The organism is Amycolatopsis panacis (genome assembly GCF_003600245.1).
GTDB lineage: Bacteria > Actinomycetota > Actinomycetes > Mycobacteriales > Pseudonocardiaceae > Amycolatopsis > Amycolatopsis sulphurea.
Window position 1 is genome coordinate 18,958 of sequence record NZ_QZFV01000084.1, and the last position, 14,922, is coordinate 33,879.

At 67.8% G+C, this 14,922-nt stretch carries 24 protein-coding genes; 2 read left to right on the forward strand and 22 right to left on the reverse strand.

What is annotated here, in order from left to right; genetic code table 11:
* Nucleotides 1-28: 28 nt before the first annotated feature.
* The 19 genes from D5S19_RS15955 to D5S19_RS16035 all read right to left on the reverse strand — a co-directional run bounded on the left by D5S19_RS15955 (nucleotide 29) and on the right by D5S19_RS16035 (nucleotide 8,290).
* Complete coding sequence (locus D5S19_RS15955; protein WP_120024135.1) at nucleotides 29-1,177, reverse strand: conjugal transfer protein TraI; 1,149 nt, start codon at nucleotides 1,175-1,177, stop codon at nucleotides 29-31.
* Nucleotides 1,174-1,467, reverse strand: a complete 294-nt coding sequence (locus tag D5S19_RS15960; protein WP_120024136.1) for a hypothetical protein — start codon at nucleotides 1,465-1,467, stop codon at nucleotides 1,174-1,176. The genes D5S19_RS15955 and D5S19_RS15960 overlap by 4 nt, the downstream gene beginning before the upstream one ends.
* Before the next feature lie 16 nt (nucleotides 1,468-1,483).
* A complete protein-coding gene (locus D5S19_RS15965; protein ID WP_120024137.1) occupies nucleotides 1,484-1,738 on the reverse strand; it encodes a hypothetical protein in 255 nt (84 codons plus the stop codon).
* Nucleotides 1,722-1,973 (reverse strand): hypothetical protein, encoded by a 252-nt coding sequence (locus D5S19_RS15970; protein WP_120024138.1) that lies wholly within the window; start codon nucleotides 1,971-1,973, stop codon nucleotides 1,722-1,724. The genes D5S19_RS15965 and D5S19_RS15970 overlap by 17 nt, the downstream gene beginning before the upstream one ends.
* Before the next feature lie 3 nt (nucleotides 1,974-1,976).
* Nucleotides 1,977-2,339, reverse strand: coding sequence for a hypothetical protein (locus tag D5S19_RS15975; protein WP_120024139.1), 363 nt, complete (start codon nucleotides 2,337-2,339; stop codon nucleotides 1,977-1,979).
* Nucleotides 2,336-3,166: a DUF4097 family beta strand repeat-containing protein gene (locus D5S19_RS15980; protein ID WP_120024140.1), complete on the reverse strand. Its 831-nt coding sequence runs from the start codon at nucleotides 3,164-3,166 to the stop codon at nucleotides 2,336-2,338. The genes D5S19_RS15975 and D5S19_RS15980 overlap by 4 nt, the downstream gene beginning before the upstream one ends.
* Nucleotides 3,167-3,168: 2 nt before the next feature.
* Nucleotides 3,169-3,609, reverse strand: a complete 441-nt coding sequence (locus D5S19_RS15985; protein ID WP_147397403.1) for a hypothetical protein — start codon at nucleotides 3,607-3,609, stop codon at nucleotides 3,169-3,171.
* Nucleotides 3,610-4,056: 447 nt separating this feature from the next.
* A complete protein-coding gene (locus tag D5S19_RS32000) occupies nucleotides 4,057-4,233 on the reverse strand; it encodes a hypothetical protein (protein WP_158605539.1) in 177 nt (58 codons plus the stop codon).
* 132 nt (nucleotides 4,234-4,365) lie between these two features.
* Nucleotides 4,366-4,626: a hypothetical protein gene (locus tag D5S19_RS15995; protein WP_120024143.1), complete on the reverse strand. Its 261-nt coding sequence runs from the start codon at nucleotides 4,624-4,626 to the stop codon at nucleotides 4,366-4,368.
* A 105-nt stretch (nucleotides 4,627-4,731) separates the two neighbouring features.
* On the reverse strand, nucleotides 4,732-4,977 hold the full coding sequence (locus tag D5S19_RS16000; RefSeq protein ID WP_120024144.1) for a hypothetical protein: 246 nt from the start codon (nucleotides 4,975-4,977) through the stop codon (nucleotides 4,732-4,734).
* Between the two features lie 136 nt (nucleotides 4,978-5,113).
* The gene (locus D5S19_RS16005; protein ID WP_147397404.1) at nucleotides 5,114-5,338 is read right to left on the reverse strand and encodes a hypothetical protein; all 225 of its coding nucleotides are present in this window, start codon (nucleotides 5,336-5,338) and stop codon (nucleotides 5,114-5,116) included.
* A gap of 15 nt (nucleotides 5,339-5,353) precedes the next feature.
* Nucleotides 5,354-5,767 (reverse strand): SsgA family sporulation/cell division regulator, encoded by a 414-nt coding sequence (locus D5S19_RS16010; protein ID WP_120024146.1) that lies wholly within the window; start codon nucleotides 5,765-5,767, stop codon nucleotides 5,354-5,356.
* Entirely contained in the window at nucleotides 5,767-5,970 is a 204-nt protein-coding gene (locus D5S19_RS16015; protein WP_120024147.1) for a hypothetical protein, read from the reverse strand. Before D5S19_RS16015 ends, D5S19_RS16010 begins: the two co-directional genes overlap by 1 nt.
* On the reverse strand, nucleotides 5,970-6,155 hold the full coding sequence (locus D5S19_RS31695) for a hypothetical protein (protein ID WP_147397405.1): 186 nt from the start codon (nucleotides 6,153-6,155) through the stop codon (nucleotides 5,970-5,972). Before D5S19_RS31695 ends, D5S19_RS16015 begins: the two co-directional genes overlap by 1 nt.
* Nucleotides 6,156-6,252: 97 nt before the next feature.
* Nucleotides 6,253-6,402, reverse strand: coding sequence for a hypothetical protein (locus tag D5S19_RS32005; RefSeq protein ID WP_158605540.1), 150 nt, complete (start codon nucleotides 6,400-6,402; stop codon nucleotides 6,253-6,255).
* 72 nt (nucleotides 6,403-6,474) lie between these two features.
* On the reverse strand, nucleotides 6,475-6,990 hold the full coding sequence (locus D5S19_RS16020) for an NUDIX domain-containing protein (protein WP_120024148.1): 516 nt from the start codon (nucleotides 6,988-6,990) through the stop codon (nucleotides 6,475-6,477).
* A gap of 37 nt (nucleotides 6,991-7,027) precedes the next feature.
* Entirely contained in the window at nucleotides 7,028-7,732 is a 705-nt protein-coding gene (locus D5S19_RS16025) for a hypothetical protein (protein ID WP_120024149.1), read from the reverse strand.
* A 52-nt stretch (nucleotides 7,733-7,784) separates the two neighbouring features.
* Complete coding sequence (locus tag D5S19_RS32010) at nucleotides 7,785-7,925, reverse strand: hypothetical protein (protein WP_158605541.1); 141 nt, start codon at nucleotides 7,923-7,925, stop codon at nucleotides 7,785-7,787.
* 62 nt (nucleotides 7,926-7,987) lie between these two features.
* Nucleotides 7,988-8,290 (reverse strand): hypothetical protein, encoded by a 303-nt coding sequence (locus D5S19_RS16035; RefSeq protein WP_120024151.1) that lies wholly within the window; start codon nucleotides 8,288-8,290, stop codon nucleotides 7,988-7,990.
* 219 nt (nucleotides 8,291-8,509) lie between these two features.
* Between D5S19_RS16035 and D5S19_RS16040 the strand changes: the two genes are divergently transcribed.
* Complete coding sequence (locus D5S19_RS16040) at nucleotides 8,510-9,349, forward strand: GntR family transcriptional regulator (protein WP_233573954.1); 840 nt, start codon at nucleotides 8,510-8,512, stop codon at nucleotides 9,347-9,349.
* On the forward strand, nucleotides 9,346-10,299 hold the full coding sequence (locus D5S19_RS16045; RefSeq protein ID WP_233573956.1) for an NAD(P)-dependent oxidoreductase: 954 nt from the start codon (nucleotides 9,346-9,348) through the stop codon (nucleotides 10,297-10,299). The genes D5S19_RS16040 and D5S19_RS16045 overlap by 4 nt, the downstream gene beginning before the upstream one ends.
* An 81-nt stretch (nucleotides 10,300-10,380) precedes the next feature.
* On the opposite strand, the gene D5S19_RS31700 is transcribed toward D5S19_RS16045, so the two are convergent.
* From D5S19_RS31700 to D5S19_RS16060, 3 genes are all read right to left on the reverse strand, one after another.
* Nucleotides 10,381-10,767, reverse strand: a complete 387-nt coding sequence (locus D5S19_RS31700) for a hypothetical protein (RefSeq protein WP_147397406.1) — start codon at nucleotides 10,765-10,767, stop codon at nucleotides 10,381-10,383.
* An 834-nt stretch (nucleotides 10,768-11,601) separates the two neighbouring features.
* On the reverse strand, nucleotides 11,602-12,216 hold the full coding sequence (locus D5S19_RS16055) for a GNAT family N-acetyltransferase (RefSeq protein ID WP_120024155.1): 615 nt from the start codon (nucleotides 12,214-12,216) through the stop codon (nucleotides 11,602-11,604).
* Between the two features lie 67 nt (nucleotides 12,217-12,283).
* Complete coding sequence (locus D5S19_RS16060; RefSeq protein ID WP_158605542.1) at nucleotides 12,284-13,543, reverse strand: pyridoxal phosphate-dependent decarboxylase family protein; 1,260 nt, start codon at nucleotides 13,541-13,543, stop codon at nucleotides 12,284-12,286.
* Between the last annotated feature and the right edge of the window lie 1,379 nt (nucleotides 13,544-14,922).

Genomic DNA, 14,922 nt, shown 5'->3' on the forward strand with positions numbered 1-14,922 from the left:
GGACTGACCCTGCCCGGACCGGGTGGGTTCAGTCGGTGCCGGGCTCACCCCGGCGGTCGGTCAGGTAGCCGTCCCGAAGCTCGGCGGCGATCGGTTTGCCGCACTTCAACGTCCGGCGGATGGACTCGGCGTTGGCCGGGTCGAACCCGGCCGGGCGGTCCCGCACGGCCCGCTCGAACTCGGCCTGCAGCTGCTCCCGGGTACGCCGTTTCGGTTCCGGGATCGTGGACCCGGCCGTCGTCCTCACCGGCGTCGCGCGCCGCGGCAGCGCCGGGCGGGCCGCGGCGGCCGGTGCGGTCGCGGGTTCCGGTGCAGGGGCTTCCGGCCGGTCGGCACCGGTCACCGCAGCGACCGGGGCCGGTGCCGGGGCCGGGGTGGTGTCGGGGGTGAGGCCGAGCGTGGTGAACGCGGCCAGCAGCGGGGGCAAGGCACGCACGATCGCGACCGCCACGACCGGGCCGAGCAGGTGCAGCACCAGGCTCGACACGGTGAACACCTCCGCCACACCGGGCAGGTGGGGCCAGGCGTTCATCCCCAATGTCAGGCCGAGGAAGGTCCACTCGGTGCGGTTGATGCCGGGGGCGTCGACCTGCCGGCCGCGGGTGGTCAGGTAGGCGCGGCCACCCACGACCATCAGCAGCGCGAGCGAGCAGAACGGCTCCGCCACCCACGCGAACCACCACTGCGGGGAGAACTTCGCCGCGTCCTCGGCCGCGAACAGCTGCACCCCGGCCGTCGACCATGCCAGCGCCAGTGTCAGCGCCACCAGCCCGATCGTGACCAGCAGCCGCCGCACCCGCGCGTCCCGCCAGGCCAGCACCCGCGGGTCCCGCGCCAGCTGCCACAGCTCCCCGGCCTCCGCGACCGCTTTCCGGCGGCGGCGGACCCGGTTACTGGCCACCTGGAACGGCGCGTCATCGTCCTGCAGCCGCAGCAGATGATGCGCCTCGGCGTGCTCGGCCAGCCGTGCCCGCACCCGCCGCGTCACCCCCGCCTCCTCGGCGGCAGGCTCGGGCACGTCGCGTGGCTCGTCGGGGGCAGGCTCGGGCACGCCGCGGTCGTCGGGGGCGTCCCCGGCGGCGGCCTGGGCCAGGTGGAGTTCCAGCGCGGCCAGGCCACGCGCCACCTCCCCGCCGCCCTCGTCCGGGGGCTCGGTCGTCCTGGATGTCGTGGTCATGCCTGGGCCTCCTTCCGGCCAGTGGAATCCGGCCCCGCGGCGGCGGGGCCGGTCAGTTGCCGCGGTGGGGTGGCGGTGGTCAGGGACGCCCGGGTGGTGCGGGTGCTGCGATACAGGCGGGCCTCATGCCAGCCCCACACCACCGCCACCGCCACGGACAGCACGGACAGCCAGGCCGTGGTGACCGCGGCCAGCACGCTCGGGACCGCGACCGCGGCCAGCTCACCGAAATGCCCCACGATCCACGCCACCGTGGTCTCGGTGCGGGTGTGTGCGTGTCGGGTAGTCATAACAAGTCACCTCCGTTCAGCGGGGCGGGTAGAGCCGGCCGGCACGGGCGAGGAACAACAGCCGGGACCAGCGCAGGGCACGGACCGCGACCCACACCCCCGCGGCCCCGGCCGGGAGCGCCGTCCACGGGGACGGGACCAGCACCACCAGCCCGGCCAGCACCACGGTCAGCACGATGTATCCGCGCAGCGCGGCCCGGGCGTCGTGGGCGACGGCCTCGCAGTAGGCCTCCTGCCAGGTCATCCACGTCCGATCACCGGGGCTGCGCATACCGGGCCTCCCTCCGGCTCTCGTACGGGAAGAACTGGTTGACCGGCTCGGACCGCGGACGCGAGGCCTGGGCGGTGGCGTAGCGGTCCAGCTCACGCATCACGCCCTCGATCACCCGCGCCACCAGCACCAGCGGGATCCGGATCAGGTGCAGCACCAGGAACAGCAGCACCGTCACCGCGTGCCGGATCAACGCGAGCGTCCCGAACCGCTGCAGCACATCGAACGTGGACACGGCTCAGTCCTCCTCGGTATTGAGCGGGATGTAGGACACCGGCGGGGCAGGCTGACCGGCCATCAAGTCCGCTTTCGCCTTCACGCTCACCGTGACCGGGCCGAACCGGGCGCCCACGGTGCAGGCGTCGATCTCGTTCGCCGTGCTCACCTCGGCTCCGGCGGCCAGGGCCGCGCGGCGGAACTCCGCCAACGTCCCCCGGGCGTCGTCCTCGGCGTCGACCACGTACCCGCGCATCTCGCCGAGCGGGAAGGCCAGCACCCTGGTCAAGGCCGGGTGCTGCTCGATCAGGCGAGCCAGGGCACGCAGCCCCTCGGCCTGCTCACGGGCCAACACCCGGCGGGCCTCCGTGTCGGGCTGGTTCATGCCGGCCACCGCCGGTTGCTGGTGCGGCCGGACACGCTGCGGGTGGAGGCGTCGATCTCGACCCCGCGTGGGGCGGACAGGTCGATGGCGCCGGACACGGTCTGCGCGGTCACGGTCGAGTCCGCGACCGCGGTCACCTCCACCGCACCCGAGGTGGTCTTCACCGAGGCGTGCCCGGCGAGTTCACGGACCCGGACCGCCCCGGACACCGACCGCGCCCAGACCTCGCGGGCCGCGCCGATCCGGATCGCACCAGAGGTGGTGCGGGCCTCCACCACGTCCGCCGCGGTGATGGCCACCCGGCCGGACACGGTCTCGGCCCTGACCTGCGCGAGCGGGCCGGTGGTGGTGAGGACCGGGGACCGGCCGGTGAGGGTGACCCGCGACCCGGGCGGGACCGTCGCGACCAGCCGCAACCCGCCACCGCCACCGCCGCCACCACCGATGGTGGTGGTGCCGGACCCGGTGATGACCTGCCCGTTCACGATGCTCACCCCGTCCTGGGCGCCGCCGAGGACCAGCCCGACCACCTCCCCGGACACCACACCGGAGATGACGACATTCCCCGATCCGCGGACCACCGTCGCCCCACCCCCGGCATGCGGGGTGCGGGGAACCTCCACGGTGAGGCGGTCACCGCGGGAGGTGATGGTGGTGGCCTCGATCAGCCGGGCCGCCGCGGCGTCACCCGGCACCACCGGGGACAGCACGACCCGCGCCGTGCGGTACTCGTCTCCGGCGACGACCTCCACGGTCGCGACATCAGCCGACACCGCCAGCTCGATCGGCCCCTCGCCGTGGTGGGTTTCGATGCGTTCGATCGTCATGCTCAGCACTCCTCCGTAGTCGGATCGACCGAGGTCCGGTCGATCTGGGTGGGGTCGGGGATGTCGGCGCGCAGCCCGACCGGGCGTCCGCGGGTCCCCGCGCGGCCGGGCAGCTCGCCGTAGGCGGCGCAGGTCTGCCACCCGCCCCCGGTGTGCCCGGCTGCCACCTGCAGGTCCAAAAAGGACACCCACGCGCCGAATCGGGCGCGGACCTCGCCCGGCGTGCCAGGCGAGTCGACCCGCCCGGACAGGCCACCGGTGTCGGTGACGGTCCAGGTCAGCGGCGGTAAACCGGCCTCGTGCGCCCGCAGCAGCACCGAGGCGAGTGCGGCGTGGGCCTGGATCTGCCACCGGCGCCGGTCGGTGTCGGTGACCGGGCCGAACAACGACCCCACCGGGCGGTCGCCGGGCTGGTCCCCGCTGGCCTTGTCGGTCATTGCCATGTGCCCGCCCCGTTCCGCAGGCGGCAGCCCCGCCCGGTCGGGGCCGTACAGACGCTGGTGCAGCGGCACTGCCCCGGCCGCGGCGCCGGGCAGGAGACGGCCAGGTGAAACGCCAGCGGCGACTCGTCCGCCGGGTCGGCCGGCCCCTGGTCCGGGCGGCCGGTGCCCGGCCCCTCCGGGCCGGGATGCGCACACGTAGGCGCTACCATGTGTTTCCCCAATCGCTCGGGTGATCTCTCGGGTGATGCGGGGGTCAGACCCGGCCCGGCAGCGCGGGCTCTCCACGGGCAAGGGCTGCCGGGCCGGGTCGCTACCTACCTGCCGCTTTCCGCGGCATCGGCTCCGACCAGCTACGGCCGCAATCGCGGCACGTCTTGTCCAGCCGGTCCCGCCGCATCCGCGTCAGAACCAAGCCACGGCAGCAGGTACGCGGCGTCACCGGCGCGGTCATTCCATCGCCGCCGCGACCGCGCGGGAGCAGGCCGGTTTGCCGCACAGGTTGCCGCGGCGCAACTGCTTGCGGCACCCCAGGCACCGGAACGTCTTGTTCCAGGTGGACAGCTTGGGGTCGAGCATCTTGTACTTCTCCTTCACGGCTTCACGCCGCTTCTCCGCACCGAACATCAACAGCTCCTTTTCCATTGGTGGACAACACATTCGCGCCGAAGCGCAGAAGCGCCGGGGCACCGGGGCACCGGGGCACCGGGCAGACCGTGTCACTGGCCTGCCGGTGCCCCGGCGCTGATGAAAAGGGGGTTACCGGCCGGAACGCCGGAGGGCGTGGACGACGGCGGAGCCGTAGTCGACGGCCGCCGCGCTGATCAGGCCCGCGGCCCGGCGGGCACCGTGCTTGTCCCGCACGGACTCCGCCGCATCAAGCACCGCCACAGCCTGATCCCGCAACGGAATCAGACGCGCCCGCTCCGCCCGGCTCAGATACCGCTCGGCGTCCCGGTCGGCCAGAGCCACCACCGCACGCCCATACATCACGGCACTGCGCACAACATCCACCAGCACACCCCCTCCACCCGGTTTCCCCTGCCGGTATTTCCCGGACAGGGCATGGGCACGCCGGTGCGAGACCGCCTGTGGTCCCGCACCGGCGCGGAGAAAGGGGCGTACTCAGTCGCGTGCAGCGGCGTATTTCTCCTCGGTGTCCACCACGCGCGCCGCCTCCGCGACCGCGTCTTCCACATTGGGCATGATCGCGGCCTCGCCCGCCTTCCGCGCCGCGGTGATCGCTTTCTCCGCGGCGTTGAGCGCGTAATAGACATTCGCGTCGGGCATGATGCCGCTCTTGATGGCGCGCTTCGTCAGGTCCCGCACACGACGGTCGTACTGATCGATCACCCGGTAAATGCTCGACATATCTGATAACCCTTCGGTTGGTTGTGCTGTGCAGAAATTTCCGGCGCACCAGACAGCCCCGCGTTCACCACGGAAACGGGACCTGGCACGCCCTCACACCGGCACACCGATGGCGGTGGACCGGTGAACCAGAGCCCTAGCGGGCGTTCTTGACGTACTGCGCGAACCGCCGCACCTCACCGGCGGCCGCGGAAACCGACCCGCCGTTGCGGGCCTGGCGCAACGCATCCAGCGCGTAATCGTGCTGCCGCAGCAACGGAACCGCGTACGGCAGCTTCGTCAACCGCGTGAACGCGGTATCCAGCTGGCGAGACAACCGGGCGATCTCCCGGCGATCCGCCCCGGACAACGGCCTTCCCATCAACGCCCCCCGGGGTCAGGCCGCGTCGCGGCCGAGGTACCGCACCTCGCGGTCCCAATCGACGTGGGACCCCTCCATACCGGCCGGGACCACCGCCTCCGTGTCGTCCACGGCGTGCTCCACCTCGCCGCGGCCGAAGACCAGCACCGCCGACCCGTCCGGGGAGGACAGGCTGAGTTCGACCGTGTCGCCCTCCGCGGCGATCCGGACGTCACCCTCCCCCGCCGCACCCAACGTGAGCGCTTCCACCAGCAGGTCCCGGGCCAGCAGCCACGACACCCACACCGCGCCGGACCGGAAATCCAGCGCCAGCGCCCACGGATCCGATGCGCGGTACCGCATCCGCACCGGCACCGCGGCAGCCACCAACCCCGGCTCCCGCTCCCACGCGCCGGACCGCAACCGGGCGGTCATCATCCGCGTCACCATCACGCCACCCCCCGCCCCGCCAGCTCGGTCTCGCGGCGGTGCACCGCGACCGCGGACACCGCGGCCAGGCCGCTGCCCTCCTCGGCCAGATGCTCCAGCACCACCGCGTGCCGCGCCTGCCACGCCGCCACCACCGCGTCGGCCGGCTCCACACCCACCGGCCGGGACAACTGCAACCGCTGCATCTCGATCAACGTGCCCATCACGACTCGCCCCCAGGCGACTCGTCCAGGTCCAGGTAGGTGGCGACGGTGACCAGCGCCAGCCCGAGGTAATGGCTGCGATCGCAGAAGGCCCAGTCTTTACCCGCAGCCTCGGCCAGCGCATAGGCTGCCTTCTCGACCCGGCCCGAGTCGACCTGCACCGCATGATTCCTAGTACGTACCATCAGGGTTCTCCTGTTCAGCGTTGACGTAGTGACAGGGGTTGTCGCCCGGCCTGGCGGGGTCGTTCTTGGCGGGATGGACCCGCCGGGCCGGGCACGATCAGCGCGGAGTCGTGACCGACACCGAGATCACCGTCGGGTCCGTGAATGGCAGCTCCTCCAACACGAGCGCTTCCCGCTCGGTCACCATCCGCGTCTCGACCGGGCGACCGGTGCGCGAGATCGTGACCTTGTGATCCTTCTTCGACATGAATCCCTCTTTCCTCTGTGGACAGTGCAAACCTGCGTAGCGGACGCGGCGGACGCCGCAGAACTGAAGGGCTCAGCGGGCCGGCCGCACCATCGGGTAGTGGCAGACACCGGTGGCGAGGAGGAGGCGGTGATCGAACGCAAAACCCCCCTCGTCGGCGACGCGGAGCGCCTCGTGCAGCGGCATCCACTCGGCCGTCGCCGCATCATCCGCGGCGACCGGGTCCGGGGCATCACCCAGGCAGACCCCATACGCCACCGACACATACCGGCCGCGAGCATCGCGCCCGGGATCGTCGAACACCCCGAGCTGATCGACCGAAGCACCACCGCGCACCCGGATGCCGGTCTCCTCGGCCAGCTCCCGCACCGCCGCCGCCCGCGACGTCTCCCCACGCTCGACATGCCCACCCGGCAAGGCCAGCTTGCCCTTGCCCGGGTTCCAGCCACGCCGGATCACCAGCACATGCCACACCCCGCCCCGCAGGGTGAACGCCACCATGTCCGCGGCATAGAACACCCGGTCACGATCATCGAAGCGGGCAGCGATCTTCCCAGCCAGCGCACCGATCCGCGTCGTCACAGACATCACAAATCCTTTCGAGACAACCAGAAGAGACAGAAAGTCAGGCGACACACAGGCCACGGGCAGCTGCCCGCCGCTGGCCCACAAGCCGCACCACATGCGAGACGAACGAGCGCTCCGCACACGGATGCATCCGCTCCGTCTGCGGGTCACGCAGCTGACCCTTCAGCCACAGCGCAATCCTTGCCACCGACCAGCCCCGGCGGCGCCGCGCCGCGACCGCAGCCACCAGCGGCTCCATAAACGCCGGCCGGACCGACGGAACCCGCACCGACGCCTTCAGCGCCACCGCGGACACCGGCGCCGGAACCCGCGCCGGAGACGCCGGCGGAGTCGGGCGATCATGCTGCAACCGCTCCACTTCGGCCAGCATCCGCAGCTGGGCCGCCACATCCCGATACACCCGCGCCCGCCCGGCCATCACCGGATCCGCCGTGAACCCGGTCAACCTCCGAGCATTGGCCCGCAACCCGGCCGCGAGCGCCTCGAACCGGCCGGCGAGCTGCCGTCCGGCCTCGGCCTCGGTCAGCGGCACCACCAGCGCGACACCCTCCACCCGGGCCAGCTCCGCATCCGCCAGGACCCGGACCTGCTCGGCCACATCGGCATACACCTCAACCCGCGGGTGCTTCACCGCATCCGGCACCACCGGGTTGGCGGCCAGCACGTTCGCGTTGGTGGTCAGCAGATCCGCCAGATCGTGAAGACGGTCCACCAGCTGCAGATCAATCGAGATGCGGATCATCGGACAGTCCTTCCACTGATCAACGGGCAGAAACGGGACAGGCAGGACGGGGTTAAAGACGAGCGAGGACGAACCGGACCAGCGCCGGATCAGCGACCGGGCTACCCGGGTCGTAATGACCAGCCAGCCAGCGGACGATCTCCGCCTCAGACCAGCCCTGCCCGGCCTTGCTCTCGATCACCTCGACAACCATCAGCGCCAGCGAATTACGGCACCCGAGCATCCGAGCGACAGCAGGAACCAGCGCGCCCGACATCACGCAGCCTTCCCCGCGAAACCGGCAGTGACCTGCACCCGGACCGGCAGCGACCGCAGCACCGCGCGACCGGCCCGGCGACGCGACCGGGAAACACCAGGCTGATCGTTCAGATCGCACAGGAACGCGGCCTCCGCCGCGCGCTCCTCCACCTCCAGCTCGCCGTACACCTCCTGCAACAGCACATCGATCGCCGCCTCAGTCAGCCCATCCGGGCAGGTGCCCTGAACTGCGGAAACACCCTCGCTCAACCAGCCGACAACGGCCAGAGTTTCGCGGGTGGCAACTCGTGCGGTCCTCATCGCGGGTCCCTCTCGTTTGGTGTGCTGCGGAACACCACGAAGCTAACAGTTGATTGGCACGCAAACCAACTGGTTTCACCCTAATGGAGTATCTGAAAGTGCTTTGACCAGCAGCAACGTGAGCAAACAGATGGTATGGTCTGCATCGTTAGCAGATCAGCTGATCTGCCACTCCGAAGCCGCAGGGAGCCGTCAGACATGTCCCGGCCACGTTCAGGTGTGCAGCGCTCTGAGCCGTTGCATCAGCAGGTAGCCCGAAACATTCGCAATGACATCGAGGCCGGGCGTATCCGCGACGGCCAGCAGCTCCCGTCAACGCGCGAGCTTGCTGCGGAATGGAACGTGAGCCCATTCACCATCAACGAAGCGATGGATGCCCTGATCAAGGAAGGTCTTGTGATCAGCAAGCCCCGCGCCGGACGGGTGGTTCACGCGCCTCATGTGACGTCGGCTGCGCTCCCAAAGCCGACGTCTCCGCGTGTGATCTTCGTCGGTGGCTACGCAGGCAGCGGGAAGACTGAACTCGGGCGCGTTATCGCCAGGGGAACTGGCTGGCCGATGCTGGACAAGGACACCATTACGCGCCCCGTGGTTGAGGTCGCATTGGAACTGCTTGGCCTATCACCGAACGATCGGGAATCGGCAGTCTACGTCGACAAGGTGCGACCTCGTGAATACGAGGCGTTATCCGGCGCAATGATGGAGAATGTTCAATGCGGAAACAGTGCGATTGTGACAGCGCCGTTTATTCGAGAATTCTCGGACTCCGCGTGGGTTAGTCGAATACAGGCAACCTGTCAAAGCCTGGGCGCTACGCCAACATTTGTGTGGGTTTTCTGCGATGCCGACACCATGCGCGGGTATGTGCGCCACAGGGGGGCGGCTCGCGACGCCCACAAGCTGGCCAATTGGGATGAGTACATAGCTGGAATCAACTTAGACCTGCGGCCGCCCGTGCCGCACGTCGTGATTGACAACTCGGCATCAAGCAGACCCCTCCAGGATCAAGCCGAAAAACTGATCTCAAAAGTTCTATCAGAAAGTCAAGATAACCGATGACGAAGGTTCTAGTCAGTGACGAAACCGATGATCTGGTCGGACACAGCATATTCGGCCAGCTCGAATCTGTGGAGGTTGTTCCGTATGACCCTGCTGCCACAAGGCTTGACGAGATCCAGCGGCAGGCTGAAATACTCGTTCCGCCTTATCGAGGTACGCCCCGACCAATGCCGCTCATGTCGCAAATGTCGCACTTGAGGATGGTGCAACTTCTGTCGGCGGGCACCGACGAATGGGAGACGGTCGTGCCTGCGGGAATCATGCTGGCCGGCGCTCGGGGGGGTCATGCTGCACCCGTTTCCGAGTGGATCATTTCCGCAGCACTCGCCCAGTATAGACAATGGCCCACACTTGTTCGATTTCAGGACGAGCATGTTTGGGCGCATCGTCGATTTGATGCGGATACCCTACGCGGAAAGAAGATCCTAATCGTTGGAGCGGGGGCTATTGGAAACGCGACAGCGAGACTCTTCGGCGCGCTTGGTGCGCATTCCACATTGATAGCAAGCAAACCTCGACAGGGAGTGAGTGGGGCTGATGATCTTCCCGACCTTATTCGCGGTCACCAGATTGTGGTGATCACCGCGCCACTCAACGACAGCACCTTGAATCTAGTCGACAAGGGTTTCCTCGCTGCGATGGATAGCGGCGCGCTGCTCATCAACGCCGGGCGCGGCAAGATCGTGGACACGGACGCTCTCGTGCCAGAAGTCCAGTCAGGTCGCCTCCGGGCTGCACTCGACGTCACGGAACCGGAGCCGTTACCAGCCGACCACCCGTTGTGGAGCTGTCAGGGGGTCATCATCAGCCCTCACTCGGCTCGCACCGTTCCAGGAACGAACGAGCTGTGCTACGAGGTGGCGGTGCAGCAAGTGCGGTCCTTCCTCGCTGGTGAGGTGCCGTCCAATGCTGCAAAGCGCGAGTCTTACTCGGGTTCGGCCCCTCGATAAAGCGCCGGAGAACGACGCTCAGGGGGCAGAGCGCCAGGCAGGCCACCCCCGTTATGCCCCCAAAAACCCGATCTAGACTGGTCAACCGCAGGTCAGAGCACACTTCCTGCCTGGATTCAAAACCCGTCCAGTGTGAGTTCGAATCTCACCGGGGGCACCCGCAGCAACCACACCAGCGCCGAACTGCGACTTCGCCATTCTGACGACTTCCGCGTCCGCTGCGGCGGTGGCCACCTCTTCGATCCTGTCGCCGGGCAGCGTGATGTCGATCATGGCGTGATCCGTTTCGTGGTCGATGCTGACTCGGAGTTCGGTGAGCTCGCAGAGCCGGACCTGAAGCTCGGCCGGCGGGCGGTGAAGGTTGACCGGCAGATGTGGCAGCAGGTCGAGGACATCAAGGTCTTCGCGGGTGGCCGTGGCCGGTGAACGCTGGTCATCCTGATCGAGTTCGGTGATCTGGTCCAGCACGAGCTGACGCTCAGCCCCGAGCGCGTTGTAGCAGTCCCTGAGGACCCTGGGCAAAGGGGATCACCCGAGCCTGCGTCCTGGGCCTGGCTAAGGATGTTGCTCCGCTTGCGCACGAAATCCGTGGCTCGATTCTCCAGCCGCGCCCGACGCTCGCGGTGTTCAATGCGTTCCCGATCGTCGGCTTGATCCAGCGGGGGGCTGCACTCGTAGCAGCACCGTGCACTGGCACACATGCGCGCTTGTGCCGAGAGCACCACGACCGGCTCACCCACCTACGGCAGCGGCACACTCCTGATCGCCTGAAACGATCGCATCGTCAGTCTCATCTCCGCCGTTGATCGTTGACTTCCGTCCGCATTTTCAATGCGGGCAAATATCGACGCTCAACGCAATTGCGTGGGCGAGGGGCCGCGGGTTCGACGGCAACACCAATCCGTCTTGGCCGGAGCGACGACTGCTGAGCACTCCCGGGAGGCGATCCTCGCCGCCTCCCGCAGGCAGGATCCACAGCGGGGGCGCTACCGGACCGCCGCCCGCTCCCCGCTTACCGAGACGCGAAAGAGGCATAAACGCCATGAGCAAAGGAAGTCTGCTACCCGAGGCACCTGGGAGAAGGTGTTCACCGGCCCCATCAACGACTTCACCGAGTGCGCGAAGCGGACCGCGGCCACCGTGAACAGCCTGCGGGGCACAAGGTTTCATGAACGTCACGCCGAGTTGCCACGGCTGGTCGGCGAGGTCACGGGCGAGGTGACCGCGACCCAGGTGCCGCGCCGGCACGACTCCGCCTCTCCTTCTCTTCGCTCTCGTCCGATCGATATCCGTGATTCGGGATCACCTCCGTGTCGATGGGCGCCAGAGCGGGAGGATGTCGTGGGCGAAAACGGTGATGCGCTCGCCTGTCGGTCGCAACCCCATGCGGATATAGAGCCGGCTGTTGCGCTCGCAACTGGCCTCACCGTAGACAGCTCGTCCTTCGCTGTCCGCGAGTGCGAACAGTTCGTGGGCCAGCCGCGTTCCCAGTCCCCGGCTTCGACGGCCGGGGGCGACGCCCATGAACAACGCGTAGTGGTGCGGTGGCTGTTCGGGGTGCTGGAGGTCGAGTGCGTTGTGGACGGACAGGACACGCTCAGCGTAGGGCCCACACGCCTCGACAAGCCGGGCGTGCAGGTCCGACTCGTTGTCGAGGACTGGCAGGGACTCCGACGGAAAGGTCAGAAGTGCCCCCACCGTGTCACCAGTCGTCCAGATGGTTCCCAGGTCGAGTGCCAGATCGGTCCACACGCCGAAGTAGCGGCGAGCGAAGGTCGGGTACAGCTCGCCATCAGGGAACATCGTGCCGGCGAGGACGGGATCCTCGGCGAACCCGAAGGTCAGCGCGTCAACGACGTGGTCCTCGTCGGCGCGGGTGGCAACGCGAATCTCACCGGACGGAGAATCACCGAGCATGGTTCCGGCATCCTTTCTTTCTGATGGTCACGGAGACCATCTTCTGGTTTCACCGGTGACCGCCACCTCAGCAGACTCCGGGCAGGGGGGCGGAACGCAGGGCCCGGTGGCATTCGAGAAGCGAGGCCGCGGCCCGATCAACATCCTCGTCGGTGGTCGTCCAGTTGACAAAGGAGAACCTGAGCACGGCACGGCCGCCCCACCCGCTGCCGGAGGCCCACGCGACACCGGCGCGCTGAAACGCCTGCGTCACAGCCATCGTGTGCCGGTCGTCATCGCCGCCGGGATGTTCGAAACGGACGAGCACCTGGTTCAGGGTGACGTCGTTGAGGATCACGACTCCCGGCTCTCGCCGAAGACACGCCGCGAGGCGACGGGCGAGCGCGCAGTGCCGGCCGACGAGTTCGGCGATGCCGGTCTTACCGAGCTGGGTCAGCGTTGCCCACAGTGGAATGACGCGTGCACGCTGGGAGAAGGCGACACCCCACTGAATCGGATGACGAACCCGGCCGGCGTCCTGGTTCAGGTAGTCAGGGTGGATGGCCATCGCACGGCGATGCGCGTCGGCGTCGGCCACCAGTGCCATGCCGCTCTCGTACGGGACGTTAAGCCATTTGTGGGCGTCAGTGGCCCACGAGTCCGCCAGGTCAAGGCCGTCGAGCAAGCCGTGCCGCAGCTCGGTCGTGGCGGCCCACAAACCGAACGCCGCGTCGAAGTGAGCCCACCCCCCGACGGCATGGATCTGCTCGCACAGCGGCCGCAGCGGGTCCACGGCACCGGTGTGGAGTTCGCCGACCTGGCCGCACGCGATGACCGGCCCACCGTTGGTTCGCGAGATCTCCTTCTCCAGCGGGCCGAGTTTCACGCGCCCTTCGCCGTCGGTGACCAACGGGCGGATATCTCCGCCCAGTCCGAGCAGCCGCAGTGACCGCGGCACCGAGGCGTGTACGTGCTCGTTCACCAGGACGGTGATCGGTGGAGCGCCGTTGAGCCCTCGGGTCATGACGTCCCAGCCCACCCGGTCGAGCAGCGCGGCGCGGGCGGTCGCCAAACAGATCAGGTTCGCCAGTGTGCAACTCGACGTGAAGGACGCGGACGTGCCCACCGGGAGGCCGAACATCTCGACGAGCCACCCACGGCAGATGTCCTCCAGGACCGCGGCGAGTGGCGACATGTCGTACGTCGCATTGACCTGATCCCAGGCACTGGTGAGCCAGTCGGCAGCCAGAGCGACGGGAAACACACCACCGACCACGTAGCCGAAGTAGCGGCTGCTGCCGGTCGGGCCGAGCCCGAGTTCGGCCGCGCGCAGGAGCGTGTCCAACACAGCTTCCGGCTCGGTGGGAACTGACGGAGCCGGCCCGCCAAGAAGCTGCCTCAGCATGGTGTCGGAGGTGGGCACGGTGACGGGTTGATCAGGCAGGTCGGCGACGTGGCGCAGCGCGCCGTCGAGCGCGACCGTCAGGAGCCGCCGGTAGACATCGTTGAGAGGGATGTTCGGAGGAATACGATCACATCCTTGACCACGCCACGGTGACTCGCCCCACGGCAGGGAACCGGCTTTGGCGTGATGATCACACTGAATCCGAGCACCGGTTCGCACGCTCGCGCTTCGGCATAGGTATTGATCACCCCGAGGTTGGTTACCAGCAGCGCGATTCACCCTCCGCTCTGTCCGCTGAAATATCCTTGATCGGCGGGATTTCCGCACAATCCCGTAGTGCGATCAATGTCCGATTCCTCTCGGAAGCGCTGTCCATGTGATACTCAGGCCACGGTGCGGGTTCGACCCTGTCTCACGCTGCCTCACCGCCTCAAGGCCTGTGCTGCCTCCGCACTGCCGGAGACGAATGTCATCGAGTTTCGGGGCGGTCGGCGCCTTATCCAAGAGTGCGGATCCCATTTTGCCGTTTCAGGTGACCGTGCACAGGCAACTTCACCCCAATGGACATCCCCTGTCGATGACCTGGTGACTCGGCGCAGTAAAGAACCTGGCGTCGGACAACACCAACGGCCTATTGCTTCAGCAGGGAACGTTGGCGTTGTCATCGCGTCGGATGGTCGTCTGCGTCGGCGAATGCGGGGCTTGCCGTGGAAATTCGGCGATGAGGACTGACGGCACAGGAGGCAGAGCACGGTGACCACGCCCCGGTAGGTCAGGCAGCCGTTCGGTGAGCCATTCGCCGGCGAGCGCGCGCAATAACGGAATCGGAATGGCCGGGACCACATGATGCACGGCCAGAGTCTCCCCGGCAGGGTGAGTTCCAGAGTGTCGCCCCGATCCTGCAGATCCAGTACGGGAACACCGGTGCTTATCGTCCCCTCAGCCCCGCTACCACGCGCACCGTCCTTCACCGCTCACGCAACCCGTCGATGCCGTCGTCCTCGTCATCAGGAGCCACCTGTTCTTTCTCCCTTTCCGATGCGTTACTCCTTGTCCGTTGGGAAGCGTGCCCGCCATGTCGTCACATCCCGTAAGTACTCGTTACCGAACGTATCCGCCTGCCCTGGGCAGTGGATCCCGAGACACCATCCACAACACGAACAGTTCATTGTTTCGCTCACGTTTCTGCCGCGACGCGACCACGCTCCAGCCGATTCCACTCGACGCACGTCCCAGGACAGTGTGCCGACGAAACCTGATGCAGTCCCGCCCCGCCCGAACGCGAATAATCACCTACCGTCAATAATTACCCAGACGAGTGA